The 19131-nt window shown below is 67.2% G+C and carries 14 protein-coding genes, 3 rRNA genes and 2 pseudogenes; 6 read left to right on the top strand and 13 right to left on the bottom strand.

Translation table 11 applies throughout. The features are described 5' to 3' along the window. Position 1 precedes the first annotated feature (1 nt). Entirely contained in the window at positions 2–415 is a 414-nt protein-coding gene (locus ACTWJ9_RS26710; RefSeq protein ID WP_443294861.1) for a hypothetical protein, read from the bottom strand. A gap of 42 nt (positions 416–457) precedes the next feature. Here ACTWJ9_RS26710 and ACTWJ9_RS26705 point away from each other — a divergent pair, with 42 nt between their 5' ends. Next, the gene (locus tag ACTWJ9_RS26705; protein WP_279336818.1) at positions 458–805 is read left to right on the top strand and encodes an SCP2 sterol-binding domain-containing protein; all 348 of its coding nucleotides are present in this window, start codon (positions 458–460) and stop codon (positions 803–805) included. Here the strand turns inward: ACTWJ9_RS26705 and ACTWJ9_RS26700 are convergent. The 4 genes from ACTWJ9_RS26700 to ACTWJ9_RS26685 form a co-directional block, all read right to left on the bottom strand. Then, on the bottom strand, positions 789–1706 hold the full coding sequence (locus ACTWJ9_RS26700; protein ID WP_443294860.1) for an ABC transporter ATP-binding protein: 918 nt from the start codon (positions 1704–1706) through the stop codon (positions 789–791). The two genes, ACTWJ9_RS26705 and ACTWJ9_RS26700, sit on opposite strands and share 17 nt — an antisense overlap. Then, positions 1703–2740: a FecCD family ABC transporter permease gene (locus ACTWJ9_RS26695; RefSeq protein WP_443294859.1), complete on the bottom strand. Its 1038-nt coding sequence runs from the start codon at positions 2738–2740 to the stop codon at positions 1703–1705. Before ACTWJ9_RS26695 ends, ACTWJ9_RS26700 begins: the two co-directional genes overlap by 4 nt. Beyond that, entirely contained in the window at positions 2737–3783 is a 1047-nt protein-coding gene (locus ACTWJ9_RS26690) for a FecCD family ABC transporter permease (protein ID WP_443294858.1), read from the bottom strand. Before ACTWJ9_RS26690 ends, ACTWJ9_RS26695 begins: the two co-directional genes overlap by 4 nt. Positions 3784–3861: 78 nt before the next feature. Then, on the bottom strand, positions 3862–4896 hold the full coding sequence (locus ACTWJ9_RS26685; RefSeq protein ID WP_279336814.1) for an HAD hydrolase-like protein: 1035 nt from the start codon (positions 4894–4896) through the stop codon (positions 3862–3864). Between the two features lie 71 nt (positions 4897–4967). Here ACTWJ9_RS26685 and ACTWJ9_RS26680 point away from each other — a divergent pair, with 71 nt between their 5' ends. Beyond that, positions 4968–6254: a DUF1015 domain-containing protein gene (locus tag ACTWJ9_RS26680; protein WP_279336813.1), complete on the top strand. Its 1287-nt coding sequence runs from the start codon at positions 4968–4970 to the stop codon at positions 6252–6254. A 105-nt stretch (positions 6255–6359) separates the two neighbouring features. Here the strand turns inward: ACTWJ9_RS26680 and ACTWJ9_RS26675 are convergent, their stop codons facing one another. After that, on the bottom strand, positions 6360–7022 hold the full coding sequence (locus tag ACTWJ9_RS26675; protein WP_443294857.1) for a hypothetical protein: 663 nt from the start codon (positions 7020–7022) through the stop codon (positions 6360–6362). Between ACTWJ9_RS26675 and ACTWJ9_RS26670 the strand changes: the two genes are divergently transcribed. Next, a complete protein-coding gene (locus tag ACTWJ9_RS26670) occupies positions 6996–8498 on the top strand; it encodes a hypothetical protein (RefSeq protein WP_443294856.1) in 1503 nt (500 codons plus the stop codon). The two genes, ACTWJ9_RS26675 and ACTWJ9_RS26670, sit on opposite strands and share 27 nt — an antisense overlap. A gap of 117 nt (positions 8499–8615) precedes the next feature. On the opposite strand, the gene rrf is transcribed toward ACTWJ9_RS26670, so the two are convergent. The 6 genes and pseudogenes from rrf to ACTWJ9_RS26640 all read right to left on the bottom strand — a co-directional run. After that, positions 8616–8732 (bottom strand): 5S ribosomal RNA (rrf, locus tag ACTWJ9_RS26665). 102 nt (positions 8733–8834) lie between these two features. After that, positions 8835–11957 (bottom strand): 23S ribosomal RNA (locus ACTWJ9_RS26660). 300 nt (positions 11958–12257) lie between these two features. Next, positions 12258–13786, bottom strand: a 16S ribosomal RNA gene (locus ACTWJ9_RS26655). Together the 16S, 23S and 5S rRNA genes form the textbook arrangement of a ribosomal RNA operon. Before the next feature lie 609 nt (positions 13787–14395). After that, positions 14396–14794 (bottom strand): annotated as a pseudogene (locus ACTWJ9_RS26650) (DNA-3-methyladenine glycosylase); the annotation flags it as partial. A gap of 98 nt (positions 14795–14892) precedes the next feature. Next, positions 14893–15504: a DNA-3-methyladenine glycosylase gene (locus ACTWJ9_RS26645; protein WP_279336810.1), complete on the bottom strand. Its 612-nt coding sequence runs from the start codon at positions 15502–15504 to the stop codon at positions 14893–14895. A gap of 14 nt (positions 15505–15518) precedes the next feature. Beyond that, positions 15519–15776 (bottom strand): annotated as a pseudogene (locus ACTWJ9_RS26640) (DNA-3-methyladenine glycosylase); the annotation flags it as partial. Between the two features lie 163 nt (positions 15777–15939). Here ACTWJ9_RS26640 and ACTWJ9_RS26635 point away from each other — a divergent pair. The 3 genes from ACTWJ9_RS26635 to ACTWJ9_RS26625 all read left to right on the top strand — a co-directional run bounded on the left by ACTWJ9_RS26635 (position 15940) and on the right by ACTWJ9_RS26625 (position 18008). Beyond that, the gene (locus tag ACTWJ9_RS26635) at positions 15940–16722 is read left to right on the top strand and encodes a sporulation protein (RefSeq protein WP_279336809.1); all 783 of its coding nucleotides are present in this window, start codon (positions 15940–15942) and stop codon (positions 16720–16722) included. Positions 16723–16763: 41 nt separating this feature from the next. Next, a complete protein-coding gene (locus ACTWJ9_RS26630; RefSeq protein WP_279336808.1) occupies positions 16764–17303 on the top strand; it encodes a YbhB/YbcL family Raf kinase inhibitor-like protein in 540 nt (179 codons plus the stop codon). A 198-nt stretch (positions 17304–17501) separates the two neighbouring features. Continuing rightward, positions 17502–18008 carry an HNH endonuclease gene (locus tag ACTWJ9_RS26625; RefSeq protein ID WP_279336807.1) on the top strand — a complete coding sequence of 169 codons (507 nt, stop codon included), beginning with the start codon at positions 17502–17504 and terminating at the stop codon, positions 18006–18008. A 101-nt stretch (positions 18009–18109) separates the two neighbouring features. On the opposite strand, the gene ACTWJ9_RS26620 is transcribed toward ACTWJ9_RS26625, so the two are convergent. Beyond that, positions 18110–19057 (bottom strand): SPFH domain-containing protein, encoded by a 948-nt coding sequence (locus tag ACTWJ9_RS26620; protein WP_279336806.1) that lies wholly within the window; start codon positions 19055–19057, stop codon positions 18110–18112. Positions 19058–19131 lie beyond the last annotated feature (74 nt).

Below are 19131 nucleotides of genomic sequence, written 5' to 3'. Positions count from 1 at the left end.
TTCAGCTCCCCTGTCGGTGCGGCGAATTGGACTGGTGGCCCGAAGGGCCTCGGTGAGGGGTGGTGGTCGGGTGACGGGTGGGCTGGTGGCCCGAAGGGCCTCGGTGAGGGGTGGGAGCCGGCGGCCCCGGGCGGGCGTCGAGTGCGGTGAGCGCGTCGCGCAGCCCCCGGTGCACATCTTCGTACACCTCGACATGGCCGTCCGTGGTGAGGTGGTCGGCGTCGGCCAGCCGCTCCAGCCACGCGTCCACCTCGGCGTCGCCGGTGGGGGTGCGGGGCACGTTCAGGGGTGCGGGGGCCGCGGGGGCGTACTCGGGCGCGGTACGGGAAGTGGTGTCCTCGACCGGCGGTGCGGCCGGCTCCGCCCGCGGGGGCGGCGGCTGCGTGCCCCCCGGCTGGGGTACTGCGTCGTTCATGCCCCGACGCTACCGCGAACCGCTGGGGTACCGTCGTCCGCGATGGCCACGATCGAGGAGTGCCGCGCCGCACTCACCAGGCTCTCGGACAACATGCGGCACGCCGAGGGCGACGTCCGCGCGGCTGCGGCGATGGACCGCTCCGTCAGCTGTCGCATCACCGACCTGGACGTGACCTTCGTCGGCCGCCTCACCGGCGGACGGATCGAGGTGCACGACACCCTCAAGGGTCCTCCGCGCGAGAAGGCCCAGCTCAGGCTCGCCTTGAAGGGGAACGACCTGCTGGCCCTGGTCGACGGCGAACTGCACTTCGCCAGGGCCTGGGCTTCGGGCCGGGTGAAACTGGAGGCGGGTCTGCGCGACCTGTTCCACCTCAGGAAGCTTCTCTAGCGCCCACCTTCTCCTGCCGGTCCGCGGTCCGCCCGGTTCCGGCCGCGGCACGCGCCTTGCGGGCCGCCGGCACGATCAGGGGCGTTCCCGTCTCGGGGTCGTCGATGACCTGGCAGCTCAGCCCGAAGACCTCCTCGACCAGTTCGGCGGTGACGATCTCCTTCGGCGCGCCCTGCGCGACGATCTTCCCTGCGCGCAGGGCGATGAGGTGGGTGGCGTACCGGGCGGCGTGGTTGAGGTCGTGCAGAACGGCGACGAGGGTGCGCCCCTGCTCCTCGTGCAGTTCCGCGCACAGGTCGAGTACGTCGATCTGGTGCTGGATGTCCAGGTAGGTCGTCGGCTCGTCGAGGAGCAGCAGTGGGGTCTCCTGGGCGAGCGCCATGGCGATCCACACGCGCTGGCGCTGCCCGCCGGAGAGTTCGTCGACATGGCGCTCGCCGAGGTCCGCGATGCCGGTCCGGGCCATCGACTCCCGGACGACCCGCTCGTCCTCGGCCGACCACTGGCGCAGGATGCCCTGGTGCGGGTACCGGCCCCGGCCCACCAGGTCGGCGACGGTGATCCCGTCGGGCGCGATCGACGACTGGGGCAGCAGTCCGAGGGTGCGGGCGACCTTCTTCGCGGGCATCGACTGGATGACCTGGCCGTCCAGCAGCACCCTCCCCCGGGTGGGCTTCAGCATGCGCGACAGCGCCCGCAGGAGCGTCGACTTGCCGCAGGCGTTCGGGCCGACGACCACGGTGAAGGAGTTGTCCGGTATCTCCACCGACAACCGCTCGGCGATGACACGCTGGTCGTAGGCGAGGGTGACGTCCTCGGCGGACAGTCGGTTCACGGTGCTCCTTCGGTTGTTCCGTCCGCCGCCGGCGGTGGTGGAGTTCCTGGCGCTCCCGGCGCTCATATCCGGCCCGCCTTGCGCTCGGCGACCAGCAGCCACAGCAGGTAGACGCCGCCGAGCACCCCGGTGACCACTCCCACGGGCAACTGCTCGGCACCGAAGGCCCGCTGCGAGATCCAGTCGGCGCTCACCAGCAGGGCGGCGCCCATGCACATCGACGCCACCAGGTTGGGTCCGGGCGAACGGGTCAGGCGCCGGGCGAGCTGCGGCGCGGTGAGCGCCACGAAGCCGACCGGCCCGGAGGCGGCGGTCGCGGACGCGGTGAGCAGGACGGCGGACAGCATCAGCAGCAGCCGTACGCGCTCCACCCGGACCCCGAGGGCGTACGAGATGTCGTCGCCCATCTCCATCATCCTGAGCCCGCGGGAGTTGGCGAGTACCAGCGGTACGAGGATGACGCACAGCGCGAGCAGGGGCCAGACCTGGTCCCAGTCACGGCCGTCGAGGGAGCCGGTCATCCACACCACCGCACGGGCCGCGTCGACGATGTCGGACTTGGTGAGCAGGTAGCCGTTGACCGCGGTGACGATCGCGGAGACACCGATACCGACCAGGACCAGCCGGTATCCGTGCACGCCCCGCTTCCAGGCGAGCACATAGATGGCGAACCCGGTCACCAGTCCACCGATCAGCGCACCGACGGCGACCTGGTTGGCGGTCCCGGAGAACAGCACGATCATCACGAGCGCACCGGCCGTGGCGCCCTGACCGAGGCCTAGGACGTCCGGACTGCCCAGGGGGTTGCGGGAGATGGACTGGAACAGCGCGCCGCCGAGCCCGAGCGAGACGCCGACCAGCAGCCCGACCAGCACCCGGGGCAGCCGCAGTTCGGTGACGATGAACTCCTGGCCCGGGTCGCCCTCGCCCAGCAGGGTCCGGATCACGTCGGCGGCCGGTATCGGGAAGTCGCCGGTGCCGATCAGCACCACGCTCGCGGTGAGCGCCACGAGCAGGAGCAGGACGGCGACGACGAGGGCCCGCACGTCCATCCGGAACGACAGGCCGCCCGGCGTCCGCACAGCACGGTTGGTCTTCACAGCTGGGCCGTCCTCCGCCGACGTACGAGAAAGATGAAGACCGGGCCGCCGATGATCGCGGTGACGATGCCGACCTGGAGTTCCGCGGGCCGGGCCAGCACCCGGCCGAGGACATCGGCGCCGAGCAGCAGCACCGGCGACAGGACCGCCGCGTACGGCAGGATCCAGCGCAGGTCGGGTCCGGTGAACGAGCGCACGACGTGCGGCACCATCAGGCCCACGAAGACGATCGGTCCGCAGGCGGCCGTCGCAGCCCCGCACAGCACGGTCGCGGCGAGCATGGCCAGCGCCCGCGTGCGGTTCAGGTCGGCGCCGAGGGCCCTGGCGGTGTCGTCGCCCATGGCCATGGCGTTCAGCGGCCGGGCGAGCAGCAGCGCCAGCACGAACCCGACCAGCAGGAACGGCAGTACCTGCCGGATGACCGGGCCGCTCGCCGAGGACAGCGACCCGACCGTCCAGAAGCGCATCCTCCCCAGGGCCGCCTCGTCCAGGATCATCACCGCCTGGAGGTAGCCGAACAGCGCCGCGGTGATCGCGGTGCCGGCCAGCACCAGACGCACCGGGGTCGCACCCCGGCTGCCGCCGAGGAACCACACCAGGGCCCCGACCGCGGCCGCCCCGCAGAACGCGAACCACACATAGCCCGACAGCGACGTGACGCCGAAGAAGGTGATGGCCGTGACGACCGCCGCCGAAGCGCCCGCGTTGATGCCGAGCAGTCCCGGATCGGCGAGCGGATTACGGGTGAGCGCCTGCAGCACCGCCCCTGCCAGACCGAGCGCGGCGCCGGCCAGCGCGCCGAGCAGGGTCCGTGACAGCCGGTCGGCTACGACGACATCACCGTAGGTGCCCGATTTCTCGAACAAGCCGTGCCAGACCTGGTCCAGGGACAGGTCCTTCGCCCCGATCGCGATGCTCGCCAGGGCGATGACCACCAGGATCGCGGCGGAGAGGAACAGCCCGAGGACACGGAACATCGCCCGGCGGTTCGGGGGCACGGAGGCAGTGTCCGCGCGCGGTTCGGGAGGACTGTCGACCAACACGCAGTTAGGTTAGCCTACCCTCCCAAGCGATCACGATCCTGAGGTTCTGAGGTTCTGAGGTTCTGCACCGAGGGTGCCTCACAACCCCAGCCGGGCCAGCGCCTTCGCTCCGTCCAACGCGCACACGCCGTCGCCCGCCGCTGTCCACGCCGCCGCGCACAACGCCCGCAGTCCGTCCAGAGCGGCACCGTCCCCGTCCAACGCCAGGGCCCCGCCGTCCGCTGCCGCCGTCCAGCCTCCGCACCGAAATCCGCCGTCGCCGTCCGCCGCGGTCACCTCCGGCTGCCCGGTGAGCATCCCGCGCAGGTCGGCGTCGACATAGGTGGGCCGGTGCTGCGGCGGTGCGGCCAGCAGCTGCGCCCCGTCGGTCACCCCGGTCAGCACCAGCAGCGAATCCACCCCGCCGTTGAACGCGCCCTCGATGTCCGTGTCCAGCCGGTCCCCCACCACCAGGGGCCGTTCGGCGCCGGTGCGCAGAATCGTCTCCCGGTGCATCGGCGGCAGCGGCTTGCCCGCCACCTGCGGCTCGGCGCCCGTGGCGATCCGTACGACCTCCACCGCCGCGCCGTTGCCCGGGGCGATGCCCCGCCCGCTGGGGATCGTCAGATCCGTGTTGGACGCGAACCACGGCACCCCGCGCGCGATCGCGTAACTCGCCTCCCCGAACCGGCCCCACGGGAAGTCGGGCCCGCCGTACCCCTGTGCCACCGCGACCGGATCGTCGTCCGCCGACTCCACGGGCACCAGGCCGCGCTCACCCAGCGCCACCCGCAGGCCCTCACCGCCGATGACCAGCACCCTGGCCCCCTGCGGCACCTGCTCACTGATCAGCCGCGCGACCGACTGCGCCGACGTGATCACGTCTCCGGCGTCCGTCGGTATCCCCAGCTCCGTCAGGTGCGCGGCCACCGTGTCCGGGGTGCGCAGGGCGTTGTTCGTCACATACGCCAGGTGCATGCCTCCCGCGCGGGCCGTGGCCAGCGAGTCGACCGCATGGACGATCGCCTCCCCACCCGCGTACACCACACCGTCGAGGTCGAGCAGCGCCGTGTCGTACGCCTCGCTCAGGGCCTGCCCACTGCCCTCGGGCCTCGTCCTGACGCTCCGGCTCATTCCGCATCGCTCCTCGTTCGACGGCTTTCCCCCGATCATCCCCCATGCCACCGGCCCCGTACGATGCCCTGATGAAGACTGCAGGTCCCTCGGAAGCAAAGGCGCGCCGAGGCCTGGAACTCACCCCGTTCCAAGGCCTTCGTTACGATCCCGACCGGGTCGGCAGCCTGGCCGCCGTGACATCCCCGCCGTACGACGTCGTCGTCCGCCCCGACGGCCTGCACCATCTGCAGTCCGCCGACCCGCACAACATCGTCCGGCTGATCCTGCCCGAGGCCGACACCCCCGAGGCCCGCAACGCCCAGGCCGCCGACACCCTGAACCGCTGGCGCGCCGAGGGCGTCCTGACCACGGACCCCGAACCCTGCCTGTACGTCTACGAACAACGCGACGGCGACGAACTGCTGCAACGCGGGATCATCGGCACCCTGCGCGTCTCGGACCCCGACGAGCGGCTGGTCCTGCCGCACGAGGACGTCATGCCGCACGTCGTCGCCGACCGCGCGGCCCTGATGCTGGCCACGTCCGCGAACCTCGAGCCCCTGTTGCTGAGCTACCCCGGCGACGGTTCGACCGATGCCACCGCCGACCTGATCGAGCGCACGGCCAAGACGCCTCCCCTCCTCGCGACCACCACGGAGGACGGTTTCCGTCACCGGCTGTGGTCCCTCACCGACCCCGCCGACCTGGCCACGGTCCGGACCGACCTGGCCGGCCAGCAGGCCCTCATCGCCGACGGCCACCACCGCTGGGCCACCTACCGCCGGCTCCGCGCGGAGCACCCCTCCCCCAGTCCCTGGGACGACGGCCTGGTGCTCCTGGTCGACACGGCCCGGTACCCGCTGCGTGTCCGTGCGATCCACCGCCTGCTGCACGGCCTGCCCGTCGCGGACGCGCTGGCCGCCCTCCACGGCCTGTTCCGGGTCCGCCGCGTGGACGCCCCGCTGCCGGACGCCATGGAGGTACTGGCCGAGGCGGCCGGCGCGGGCAACGCCTTCCTGCTGGCCGGTGACGGCACCTTCCACCTCGTCGACCGCCCGGACCCGGATCTGCTGGCCCGCACCGTCCCCGGCGACCGCCCGGCGGCCTGGCGCACCCTGGACGCCACGGTCCTGCACTCCACGCTCCTGAAGCAGGTGTGGCGCATCCCCGAGGACTCCCCGGCCCATATCGCCTACATTCACGACACGGCCGCGACCGTCGAGAAGGCGGAACGCGACGGCGGTACGGCGGTACTGCTGCACCCGGTCCGTGAGGAGGTCGTCCGCGACCTCGCCCGCCAGGGCGTGACGATGCCCCGCAAGTCGACGTCCTTCGGGCCCAAGCCGGCGTCGGGGCTGGTGCTGCGCGCGTTCTGACGGGTGGCTCAGGAACCCGGAACCCGGGAAAGGGAAAGGGGTGGGATTCCCGGTCGGATGAACCGGAGATCCCACCCCTTCGTCCTGCGTCACAGGCGCAAGCCGTCAATCCTTGTCGGCGTCGTTCTCGTCCTTGCTCTCGTCCTTGCTCTCAGAAGCCTCGGCATCGGCATCGGCGTCGATGTCGTCGCTCTCGTCGTCGAGCACGTCCATGAACTCCACGCCGTCCAGTTCGGCCAGCCGGTCCGAAGCGTCCGTGCTGCCGTCCCGGTCGGCCTCCAGGGCCTTCGCGAACCACTCCCGTGCCTCACCGGCCCGTCCGACGGCGAGAAGCACATCTGCGTACGCGTACCTCAGCCGCGCGGTCCACGGCTGCACGGAGTGAGAGGCCAGCTCGGAGCTCTGCAGCGTCACGAGGGCGGCGTCCAGCTGCCCCATGTCACGCCGAGCGCCGGCCGCGACGAGCCGCATCTCGACCTGCCCGGCCTTGTCGAGCTTCTGCACTTCGGGAGCACCGGCCATGTCCAGTGCCTTCTCCGGCCGCCCGATTCCGCGCTCGCAGTCGGCCATGAGAGGCCACAGCTCCACGGTCCCGGTCATCCGCCGCGCCGCCCGGAACTCGGCAAGCGCCTCGGAGTACTTCTGGTTGGCGTAGGCGGCGAAGCCGGCGGCTTCCCGTACGGCGGCGACACGCGACGCCAGCCGCAGAGCCACCTTGGAGTAGCCGTAGGCTTCCTCGGGGTGCTCGTCGATCAGCCGGGCGACCATCACCAGGTTCTTGGCGACATCGTCCGCGAGGGTCTTGGGCAGGCTCTGCAGCTCCTGCCGTACGTCCTTGTCGATCTCCTCGCCCGTGACGTCCTCGGGGATCGGCAGCCGCTTGATGGGCTCGCGGTCCCGGTCGCGCTCCTCACGGAACCGGTCGCCTCCGTACCGGTCGTCGCGCCCGCGGAACCCGCCCGGCCGCCCTCCCCGGTCATCCCGGCGCGGTCCACGCCCACGGTCGTCACGGCCTCGGTCGTCACGGCCCCGGAAGCCACCCCGCTCGCCGCCACGGCTGTCATCACGCCGACCGTAACCCCGGTCGGCACCGCGGTTGTCCTCGCGGCCCCGGAAGCCACCCCGGTCGCCGCCACGGCTGTCGTCACGGCCCCGGTAACCACCGTGCTCCGGCCGGCTGCCACCACGGTCACCCCCACGGTCATCACGCCGGTCATCCCGGCGCCCGTAACCCCGGTCGTCATCCCGACGGAAGCCGGAACGCTCACGCTCACCACCACGGCTGTCGTCCCGACCGCGGAAACCACCGCGCTCGCCGCCACGGCTGTCATCACGACGGAAACCACCCCGATCACCACGGTCGTCACGGCGGAAGCCACCACGATCACGGTCATCGCGGTCGTCCCGACGGAAGCCACCACGATCGTCACGCCCGCGGAAACCACCCCGGTCGGCACCGCGGTTGTCCTCGCGGCCCCGGAAGCCACCCCGGTCGCCGCCACGGCTGTCGTCACGGCCCCGGTAACCACCGTGCTCCGGCCGGCTGCCACCACGGTCGTCCCGACGGTCACCCCCACGGTCGTCACGCCGGTCATCCCGGCGCCCGTAACCCCGGTCGTCATCCCGACGGAAGCCGGAACGCTCACGCTCACCACCACGGCTGTCGTCCCTACGGTCGTCCCGACCGCGGAAACCACCCCGGTCGGCACCGCGGTTGTCCTCGCGGCCCCGGAAGCCACCCCGGTCGCCGCCACGGCTGTCGTCACGGCCCCGGTAACCGCCGCGCTCCGGCCGGCTGCCACCACGGTCGTCCCGACGGTCACCCCCACGGTCGTCACGCCGGTCATCCCGGCGGAAGCCACCACGATCACGGTCATCGCGGTCGTCCCGACGGAAGCCACCACGATCACGGTCATCGCGGTCGTCCCGACGGAAGCCACCACGATCGTCCCGACCGCGGAAACCACCCCGGTCGCCACGGTCGTCATCCCGACGGAAACCACCGCGCTCGCCGCCACGGCTGTCATCGCGGCCCCGGAAGCCGCCGCGCTCCGGCCGGCTGCCACCACGGTCGTCCCGACGGAACCCACGGTCACGGTCTCCGTCCCTGCGGCCCCCGCGGTCATGGTCACTGGACCGACGCGGGCCTCCTTGCTGACCGCCACGGTCCGAACGGTCACCACTGTCCCGTCGCCGCTGGTCGCGCTCCGGTCGATCATCGGGAGAGTTGGTGGACATGGGTAACTCCTGTCTTCGGTACCGCAAGCATTCTCGCGCAGCCGGACCTCCGGCGCGCTCCAGAAATAAAAAAGGACCCTTGGTCCCAGCTGAACGCTGGGACCAAGGGTCCTTCCAAAGATTGTTCGGCGGCGTCCTACTCTCCCACAGGGTCCCCCCTGCAGTACCATCGGCGCTATAAGGCTTAGCTTCCGGGTTCGGAATGTAACCGGGCGTTTCCCCTACGCTATGACCACCGAAACCCTAATGGTTTCGAGCGAACAAGCACACTCTTCTATTGTGTTCTGCTCAAAGCCGACAACAGTCGTTGTCTCAGAACTGACACAGTGGACGCGAGCAACTGAGGACAAGCCCTCGGCCTATTAGTACCGGTCAACTCCACACCTTACGGCGCTTCCATATCCGGCCTATCAACCCAGTCGTCTACTGGGAGCCTTACCCCATCAAGTGGGTGGGAGCCCTCATCTCGAAGCAGGCTTCCCGCTTAGATGCTTTCAGCGGTTATCCCTCCCGAACGTAGCCAACCAGCCATGCCCTTGGCAGGACAACTGGCACACCAGAGGTTCGTCCGTCCCGGTCCTCTCGTACTAGGGACAGCCCTTCTCAAGACTCCTGCGCGCGCAGCGGATAGGGACCGAACTGTCTCACGACGTTCTAAACCCAGCTCGCGTACCGCTTTAATGGGCGAACAGCCCAACCCTTGGGACCGACTCCAGCCCCAGGATGCGACGAGCCGACATCGAGGTGCCAAACCATCCCGTCGATATGGACTCTTGGGGAAGATCAGCCTGTTATCCCCGGGGTACCTTTTATCCGTTGAGCGACGGCGCTTCCACAAGCCACCGCCGGATCACTAGTCCCGACTTTCGTCCCTGCTCGACCCGTCGGTCTCACAGTCAAGCTCCCTTGTGCACTTACACTCACCACCTGATTGCCAACCAGGCTGAGGGAACCTTTGGGCGCCTCCGTTACTCTTTAGGAGGCAACCGCCCCAGTTAAACTACCCATCAGACACTGTCCCTGATCCGGATCACGGACCCAGGTTAGACATCCAGCACGACCAGACTGGTATTTCAACGACGACTCCCCCACCACTGGCGTGGCGGGCTCACAGTCTCCCAGCTATCCTACACAAGCCGAACCGAACACCAATATCAAACTGTAGTAAAGGTCCCGGGGTCTTTCCGTCCTGCTGCGCGAAACGAGCATCTTTACTCGTAGTGCAATTTCACCGGGCCTATGGTTGAGACAGTCGAGAAGTCGTTACGCCATTCGTGCAGGTCGGAACTTACCCGACAAGGAATTTCGCTACCTTAGGATGGTTATAGTTACCACCGCCGTTTACTGGCGCTTAAGTTCTCAGCTTCGCCCCACCGAAATGGAGCTGACCGGTCCCCTTAACGTTCCAGCACCGGGCAGGCGTCAGTCCGTATACCTCGCCTTACGGCTTCGCACGGACCTGTGTTTTTAGTAAACAGTCGCTTCTCGCTGGTCTCTGCGGCCACCCCCAGCTCACACTGCAAGAGTGCTCACCGGTGATGGCCCCCCTTCTCCCGAAGTTACGGGGGCATTTTGCCGAGTTCCTTAACCATAGTTCACCCGAACGCCTCGGTATTCTCTACCTGACCACCTGAGTCGGTTTAGGGTACGGGCCGCCATGAAACTCGCTAGAGGCTTTTCTCGACAGCATAGGATCATCCACTTCGCCACAATCGGCTCGGCATCGGGTCTCACCCTGGATGAGTGGCGGATTTGCCTACCACTCGGGCTACACCCTTACCCCGGGACAACCACCGCCCGGGCTGGACTGCCTTCCTGCGTCACCCCATCACTCACCTACTGCAGGTCTGGTCCGTCGGCTCCACCACTCCCCTCAACTCCGAAGAGATCGGGGCGGCTTCACGGACTTAGCATCGCCTGGTTCGATGTCTTGCGCTTCACAGCGGGTACCGGAATATCAACCGGTTGTCCATCGACTACGCCTGTCGGCCTCGCCTTAGGTCCCGACTTACCCTGGGCAGATCAGCTTGACCCAGGAACCCTTGGTCAATCGGCGCACACGTTTCTCACGTGTGTATCGCTACTCATGCCTGCATTCTCACTCGTGAACCGTCCACAACTCGCTTCCGCGGCTGCTTCACCCGGCACACGACGCTCCCCTACCCATCACGATCCCCGTTGGGGGTTGATATCGCAATGACACGACTTCGGCGGTACGCTTGAGCCCCGCTACATTGTCGGCGCGGAATCACTAGACCAGTGAGCTATTACGCACTCTTTCAAGGATGGCTGCTTCTAAGCCAACCTCCTGGTTGTCTGTGCGACTCCACATCCTTTCCCACTTAGCGTACGCTTGGGGGCCTTAGTCGATGCTCTGGGCTGTTTCCCTCTCGACCATGGAGCTTATCCCCCACGGTCTCACTGCCGCGCTCTCACTTACCGGCATTCGGAGTTTGGCTAAGGTCAGTAACCCGGTAGGGCCCATCGCCTATCCAGTGCTCTACCTCCGGCAAGAAACACGCGACGCTGCACCTAAATGCATTTCGGGGAGAACCAGCTATCACGGAGTTTGATTGGCCTTTCACCCCTAACCACAGGTCATCCCCCAGGTTTTCAACCCTGGTGGGTTCGGTCCTCCACGAAGTCTTACCTCCGCTTCAACCTGCCCATGGCTAGATCACTCCGCTTCGGGTCTTGAGCGTGCTACTGAAGCGCCCTGTTCGGACTCGCTTTCGCTACGGCTTCCCCACCCGGGTTAACCTCGCAACACACCGCAAACTCGCAGGCTCATTCTTCAAAAGGCACGCAGTCACGACATGCAGGCAAGCCTGCATGCGACGCTCCCACGGCTTGTAGGCACACGGTTTCAGGTACTATTTCACTCCGCTCCCGCGGTACTTTTCACCATTCCCTCACGGTACTGTCCGCTATCGGTCACCAGGGAATATTTAGGCTTGACGGGTGGTCCCGCCGGATTCACACGGGATTTCTCGGGCCCCGTGCTACTTGGGTGTCTCTCCAACGAGCCGCTGACGTTTCGACTACGGGGGTCTTACCCTCTGCGCCGGACCTTTCGCATGTCCTTCGTCTACCTCAGCGGTTTCTGACTCGTCCTGTTGCCGGCAGACAACAGAAGAGAGATCCCACAACCCCGTATGCGCAACCCCTGCCGGGTCTCACACGCATACGGTTTGGCCTCGTCCGGTTTCGCTCGCCACTACTCCCGGAATCACGGTTGTTTTCTCTTCCTGCGGGTACTGAGATGTTTCACTTCCCCGCGTTCCCTCCGCTTGCCCTATGTGTTCAGGCAAGGGTGACAGCCCATGACGACTGCCGGGTTTCCCCATTCGGAAACCCCCGGATCACAGCCTGGTTGACGGCTCCCCGGGGACTATCGTGGCCTCCCACGTCCTTCATCGGTTCCTGGTGCCAAGGCATCCACCGTGCGCCCTTAAAAACTTGGCCACAGATGCTCGCGTCCACTGTGCAGTTCTCAAACAACGACCAACCACCCGTCACCCCACTGGAGATCCAGTGAGTACACCGGGGCCGGCAACTGAGGGTTCGTTCCCTCAGACACCCAACAGCGTGCCCGGCCCGGCCCCGTCCGGTGATCATGCGTTCCACGCCCCGAAGGACAGTACTGGCAGCCACCGGCCCGAGATCCGGACCGACTAATCAACGTTCCACCCATGAGCTGACCACCGCCGGACGTGTGCCGGCGTAGTGGCTCTGGCCGCCTTGCGGCAGCTAGATGCTCCTTAGAAAGGAGGTGATCCAGCCGCACCTTCCGGTACGGCTACCTTGTTACGACTTCGTCCCAATCGCCAGTCCCACCTTCGACGGCTCCCTCCCGCAAGGGGTTGGGCCACCGGCTTCGGGTGTTACCGACTTTCGTGACGTGACGGGCGGTGTGTACAAGGCCCGGGAACGTATTCACCGCAGCGATGCTGATCTGCGATTACTAGCAACTCCGACTTCATGGGGTCGAGTTGCAGACCCCAATCCGAACTGAGACCGGCTTTTTGAGATTCGCTCCACCTCGCGGTATCGCAGCTCATTGTACCGGCCATTGTAGCACGTGTGCAGCCCAAGACATAAGGGGCATGATGACTTGACGTCGTCCCCACCTTCCTCCGAGTTGACCCCGGCGGTCTCCCGTGAGTCCCCACCACCCCCGAAGGGACGTGCTGGCAACACGGGACAAGGGTTGCGCTCGTTGCGGGACTTAACCCAACATCTCACGACACGAGCTGACGACAGCCATGCACCACCTGTACACCGACCACAAGGGGGCACCTGTCTCCAGGTGTTTCCGGTGTATGTCAAGCCTTGGTAAGGTTCTTCGCGTTGCGTCGAATTAAGCCACATGCTCCGCTGCTTGTGCGGGCCCCCGTCAATTCCTTTGAGTTTTAGCCTTGCGGCCGTACTCCCCAGGCGGGGCACTTAATGCGTTAGCTGCGGCGCGGACGACGTGGAATGTCGCCCACACCTAGTGCCCACCGTTTACGGCGTGGACTACCAGGGTATCTAATCCTGTTCGCTCCCCACGCTTTCGCTCCTCAGCGTCAGTGTCGGCCCAGAGATCCGCCTTCGCCACCGGTGTTCCTCCTGATATCTGCGCATTTCACCGCTACACCAGGAATTCCGATCTCCCCTACCGAACTCTAGCCTGCCCGTATCGACTGCAGACCCGGGGTTGAGCCCCGGGCTTTCACAATTGACGCGACAGGCCGCCTACGAGCTCTTTACGCCCAATAATTCCGGACAACGCTCGCGCCCTACGTATTACCGCGGCTGCTGGCACGTAGTTAGCCGGCGCTTCTTCTGCAGGTACCGTCACTTGCGCTTCTTCCCTGCTGAAAGAGGTTTACAACCCGAAGGCCGTCGTCCCTCACGCGGCGTCGCTGCATCAGGCTTGCGCCCATTGTGCAATATTCCCCACTGCTGCCTCCCGTAGGAGTCTGGGCCGTGTCTCAGTCCCAGTGTGGCCGGTCGCCCTCTCAGGCCGGCTACCCGTCGTCGCCTTGGTGAGCCGTTACCTCACCAACCAGCTGATAGGCCGCGGGCTCATCCTGCACCGCCGGAGCTTTCCGTTTCCGCAGATGCCTGCGGAGACGGGTATCCGGTATTAGACCCCGTTTCCAGGGCTTGTCCCGAAGTGCAGGGCAGATTGCCCACGTGTTACTCACCCGTTCGCCACTAATCCGCCCCGAGGGGCTTCATCGTTCGACTTGCATGTGTTAAGCACGCCGCCAGCGTTCGTCCTGAGCCAGGATCAAACTCTCCGTGAATGCTTCCCGGTGATCCGGGGACACCACGGGAGCGGAACCGCCGGAGGAATGATCCGGCGGTTCACAGCGTCCTCGCTGTGTGTTTCAAAGGAACCGCGTCCCGGCCGGAGGCCGGAGACGGGGTATCAACATATCTGGCGTTGATTTTTGGCACGCTGTTGAGTTCTCAAGGAACGGACGCTTCCTTTGTACTCACCCTGGCGGGTTTTCCTCCGGGCGCTTCCCTTCGGTCTTGCGTTTCCGACTCTATCAGATCTTTCCGGTCCGATTTCCTCGGGGTTTCGCCTTCCGGGTCTGCGCTTTTCGCGTTTCCCTTTCCGGCGGCTCCGACTCTATCAGGTCCTTTTCTTCGACCTGACCCCCAGTCAGCGGGGTATGCCGCCAGCTTAAGGGCTTTCACCCCTCGGCCTTTCGACATTCACCACGTTAGCCGATTCCCTCGCTCGATTCATAATCGGGCTTGCGGGTTCGAAATTCAGGCATGCGAGCACGATGAATTCGACCCCGCTGAGGGGCGATCTTGAGTAGTGGGTTGGCCGCTCCGGCTGCAGGCGATTGCCGTACCCGGTTCAGCGGCTCGGGCCACGTTACGCGTCTTCCAGTGGAGAGTCAACTCCTTCGACGCTTCGGGACATGGGCCCGATACGGACTCACCGTCGGGTCGTCGGCGCCCCAGAAGCGCCCGGGGTGTGTGGCGCCCTCGCCCGAGACTCCGGTGCGCGGGCCGTTGCACACCTGGCCGGAGGGGACCGCGGCGCCGGCGAGCATCCTCAGCGGGGTGTCCTCGGAGGTACAGGCGTCCGTACCGCCCAGGGAACGGTCCACTCCCAGGGCCGTTGCCAGGCGGGCCGGGCCTTTGGCCGGTTCCTTGTCGTTGCGGGCCGAGAGCCGGCGGGTGCGGGCGAGCTCGGCGCCCTCGACGATCCCACCTGCACGCAGCGGCACCCCGCTCGCCCGTTCCTCGGGCCCGCACACCAGGTTCATGCAGAACCACATGCTGTAGGTGAAACTTCAAGCACGCGCCGCGCTCGCGAACGATCACGCATCTTCTGGATCCAACTTCCGCGCCGGCTCACCGGCGAGCCGTGAACGAGGCGCACAGCGGCTCAGGCTCCGGCGGACGGTTTGGCTCTCGGGCTCAGTCGGTAAGCCGAGACCGTTGGGTCGCCGGCGAGGTAGAACCGGTGTTGCCAGTCGTGGGCCTTGCTCACGCCTACCCGAGGACCGACCTGGATGAGTGCGGCAGGTACCGACTCGCCCCCGGACAACACGACCGAGGTACCTGTCAGGAGGTCTGCGCCGTTGTGCTCCGCCGTGATGCCGAGTGCCTGGCAGAAGTTCCCCGGACCTCGGGCGAGCCGTGGGCTCTCGACCTTCTCACCTCGCCGCTTGCGTGCCAGGTCTTCCCCCTCGATGACCCTGCCGGCCCGGATGAGGACAGCCGAGGCGATGCCGTCCGTCCCGGTGACGATGTTGGCGCACCAGTGGAGGCCGTGGGACCGGTAGACGTACAGGTGTCCGGCGGGTCCGAACATGACGGCGTTACGGGCTGTCTGGCCCCGGTAGGCATGGGAAGCCGGGTCAGCTGCACCGGAGTACGCCTCGGTCTCCGTGATCGCGATGCTCACGGTTCCCTCGAGGGTCTTGCAGGTGAGGACGCTCCCGAGCAGTTGGGGGGCGACCTCTTCGGCAGGATGGGCGAGGAGGTCCACGTTCATGCGGACCGCCTTGACATGCCGTAGGTGAAGTACACGTATAGGTGACCGGGAGGACCGAACATCACGCTGTTGCGGGGGGTGCGCCCCCGATAGGCGTGGGAACCGGGACCGTTGGAGCCGTCGTAGGCCTCGACCTCGGTCAGGCGGAGGGCGATCGGACCGTCCGGGGTGGCGCGCACGACGATGCGGCCGAGCAGGTCGGGGGCGACTTCGAGGACAGGGCGGTCGAAGAACTCCCTGGGCAGGGGCGTACGGTCAGGGGTCGCGATCATGGCGTCCGAGCGTACTCCTGCCGGGGTGCTGCCGTGGGGTGGTCAGCGGACGCCGTGCTTGCACGGGTGACGGACACGGAACCGGCCGGGGCCGGATCGCGTTGTTAGGGATCGAAGGTCCACGCGTGGCAACGACGCGATAGAGGACGACAAGGGGAGAGACATGGCGTTCAAGAAGCTGCTCGCGAGCCTGGGAGCCGGCGGGGCTTCGGTCGAGACGGTGCTGCACGAGGACAACGTCGTTCCGGGTGGGGTCGTCCAGGGTGAGGTGCGCATCCAGGGCGGGTCCGTGAACCAGCGGATCGAGGGTCTGTCGGTCGGGCTGCAGGCCAAGGTCGAGGTGGAGAGCGGCGACGAGGAGTACAAGCAGAACATCGAGTTCACCAAGTCGCGGCTCGGCGGCGCCTTCGAGCTCCAGGCGGGTGCGGTGCACGCGGTGCCGTTCGGGCTGGAGATCCCGTGGGAGACGCCGATCACGATGATCGACGGGCAGTCGCTGCGCGGGATGAACATCGGTGTGACCACGGAGCTGGCGATCGCGCGGGCCGTGGACTCGGGTGACCTGGACCCGATCAACGTGCACCCGCTGCCGGCGCAGAAGGCGATCCTGGACGCGTTCATCCAGTTGGGCTTCCGGTTCAAGAGCGCGGACATGGAGCGCGGGCATGTCCGCGGGACGCGTCAGCGGCTGCCGTTCTACCAGGAGATCGAGTTCTTCCCGCCGCAGCAGTACCGGGGGCTGCACCAGGTCGAGCTGACCTTCGTGGCCGACGAGCAGGCGATGGACGTCGTGCTGGAGATGGACAAGAAGCCCGGTCTGTTCAGTGAGGGCAGCGACACGTTCCGGTCGTTCCAGATGGGGCTGAACGACTACCAGGGCACGGACTGGGCGGCGTACCTCAACCAGTGGCTGTCGGAGGTCGGCAGCAAGCGCAACTGGTTCTAGGCTCGGCTGCGACCGAACGCAGTCGATCAGGAGGTACCGAGGTGACCGAGTTCGAGCGACGTCCGCTCCCCCATGACTTCCACCCGCCCGTGCCGTCGTTCACGGTGACGAGCGAGGACGTCGAGGAGGGCGCGACGCTCCGGGACGCCCAGGTGCAGGCGGGCGGCAACACGTCGCCGCAGCTGCGCTGGTCGGGCTTCCCGCCGGAGACCAGGAGCTTCGCCGTGACCTGCTACGACCCGGACGCCCCGACGGGCAGCGGGTTCTGGCACTGGGTGGCGTTCGACATCCCGGCCTCGGTGACCGAGCTGCCGGCCGGTGCGGGCGGCGGCCGGTTCGAAGGGCTGCCCGAGGGCGTGGTGCAGGCGCGCAACGACTACGGCACCAAGGACTTCGGCGGGGCCGCGCCGCCTCCCGGGGACGGGCCGCACCGGTACGTGTTCACGGTGTACGCCGTGGATCAGGAGAAGCTCGGCCCGGACTCGGACGCCTCGCCCGCCGTGGTGGGCTTCAATCTGCGGTTCCACACGCTCGCGCGGGCCCAGCTGATCGGTGAGTACGAGGTGCCCGCCGGCTCCTGAGTCGATCCCGGCGTTCACGGAACGTTTGCCCGCCCCTGGTCTTGGAATTGATCAGGGGCGGGCATCTTTGTTGCCGGGGGCGCGGGGGTCGCCTCCCGTCGAAGCAGCAGATATTGCGTTGTCCATCCCGGCGTGCCCGGCCAGAGTTGATCCCAGCCCGCCGAGGGGTGGGCCGGTGCACACGGGAGGTGGGCTGGTATGCGGGACACGCTGGTACTGAACGCGAGCTTCGAGCCGCTGTCGACGGTGACGCTGAACCGAGCCGTCGTTCTGGTGCTCCAGGACAAGGCGGTCGTCGAGCAGGCCCACCCCGAACTGCGGATGCGGGGGGCCGAGGTCGACATACCGGTGCCACGGGTGATCAGGCTCTGCCACTACGTCAGGGTGCCGTTCCGAAGACGGGCGCCGTGGTCGAGGCGGGGTGTGCTGGTGCGGGACCGGCACCGGTGCGCGTACTGCGGGCGGCGGGGCACCACCGTCGACCACGTGGTACCGCGGTCGCACGGTGGGCAGGACACCTGGCTGAACACGGTGGCCTCGTGTGCGGAGGACAACCACCGCAAGGCGAACCGGACTCCGGAGCAGGCGGGGATGCCACTGCTGCGGCAGCCGTTCGAGCCGACGCCGGCGGACGCGATGCTGCTCACGCTGGCGAAAGACGATCTCGAGGCGCTGCCGGACTGGCTGGCGCTGGACGCGGCGTGAGGATTTCGCCGTAGCGGCCTGGGGTTCCCGGCTGCGGGCTGTGCGGGGCTGATCGCGCCCACGTCGCGGAGCCGCGCATCGGACAGGTGCGGAAAGGGCCGTCAGTCGATGGAGGGCTTCTCACGGCGTTCCGTGGCACCGCCGGAGGTGCCGTTGCCGCCCGAATTGCCGCCCAGGCCGCCGAAGTTGCCCATGGCGCCGGAGAGTCCCTTGAGCGCGTCGCCGATCTCGCTGGGGACGATCCAGAGCTTGTTGGCGTCGCCCTCCGCGATCTTCGGGAGCATCTGGAGGTACTGGTAGGAGAGCAGCTTCTGGTCGGGGTCGCCCGCGTGGATCGCCTCGAAGACCGTACGGACGGCCTGGGCCTCGCCCTCGGCCCGGAGGGCGGCGGCCTTGGCCTCGCCCTCGGCGCGCAGGATCTGGGACTGCTTCTCGCCCTCGGCGCGCAGGATCTCGGACTGCCGGACGCCTTCGGCCTGGAGGATCGCGGCACGCTTGTCGCGGTCGGCGCGCATCTGCTTCTCCATCGAGTCCTGGATGGAGGTGGGCGGCTCGATCGCCTTGAGTTCGACGCGGTTGACGCGGATGCCCCACTTGCCGGTGGCTTCGTCGAGGACGCCGCGCAGGGCCGCGTTGATCTCCTCGCGGGAGGTCAGGGTGCGCTCGAGGTCCATGCCGCCGATGATGTTGCGCAGGGTGGTGACGGTGAGCTGCTCGATCGCCTGGATGTAGCTGGCGACCTCGTAGGTCGCGGCCCGTGCGTCGGTCACCTGGTAGTAGATGACGGTGTCGATGTTGACGACCAGGTTGTCCTGGGTGATCACCGGCTGCGGAGGGAACGGGACGACCTGTTCGCGCAGGTCGATCCGGTTGCGGATGGTGTCGATGAACGGGACGACGATGTTGAGACCCGCGTTGAGTGTGCGGGTGTAGCGGCCGAAGCGCTCGACGATGGCGGCGCTGGCCTGCGGGATGACTTGGATCGTCTTGATCAGGGCGATGAAGACCAACACCACCAGGATGATCAGAACGATGATGATCGGTTGCATCGTCGGTTTCCCGAACCCTTCTTCGCCTCGGCGTCTTCGTCAGATCCTGTGCCGGTTACGGATCTTGCTGTCGA

It is taken from the genome of Streptomyces sp. GDS52 (assembly GCF_052246875.1).
Lineage (GTDB): Bacteria > Actinomycetota > Actinomycetes > Streptomycetales > Streptomycetaceae > Streptomyces > Streptomyces cathayae.
The sequence above is the reverse complement of the archived record's forward strand: the minus strand, read 5'-3'. Positions and strand labels throughout refer to the sequence as shown.

Bases quoted from the DNA above. Each gene is read 5' to 3' on its own strand.
- ACTWJ9_RS26710 (WP_443294861.1), bottom strand. From the start codon at position 415: ATGAACGACGCAGTACCCCAGCCGGGGGGCACGCAGCCGCCGCCCCCG.
- ACTWJ9_RS26705 (WP_279336818.1), top strand. From the start codon at position 458: ATGGCCACGATCGAGGAGTGCCGCGCCGCACTCACCAGGCTCTCGGAC.
- ACTWJ9_RS26700 (WP_443294860.1), bottom strand. From the start codon at position 1,706: ATGAGCGCCGGGAGCGCCAGGAACTCCACCACCGCCGGCGGCGGACGG.
- ACTWJ9_RS26685 (WP_279336814.1), bottom strand. From the start codon at position 4,896: ATGAGCCGGAGCGTCAGGACGAGGCCCGAGGGCAGTGGGCAGGCCCTG.
- ACTWJ9_RS26680 (WP_279336813.1), top strand. From the start codon at position 4,968: ATGAAGACTGCAGGTCCCTCGGAAGCAAAGGCGCGCCGAGGCCTGGAA.
- ACTWJ9_RS26675 (WP_443294857.1), bottom strand. From the start codon at position 7,022: ATGGTCGCCCGGCTGATCGACGAGCACCCCGAGGAAGCCTACGGCTAC.
- ACTWJ9_RS26645 (WP_279336810.1), bottom strand. From the start codon at position 15,504: ATGAACGTGGACCTCCTCGCCCATCCTGCCGAAGAGGTCGCCCCCCAA.
- ACTWJ9_RS26635 (WP_279336809.1), top strand. From the start codon at position 15,940: ATGGCGTTCAAGAAGCTGCTCGCGAGCCTGGGAGCCGGCGGGGCTTCG.
- ACTWJ9_RS26625 (WP_279336807.1), top strand. From the start codon at position 17,502: ATGCGGGACACGCTGGTACTGAACGCGAGCTTCGAGCCGCTGTCGACG.
- ACTWJ9_RS26620 (WP_279336806.1), bottom strand. From the start codon at position 19,057: ATGCAACCGATCATCATCGTTCTGATCATCCTGGTGGTGTTGGTCTTC.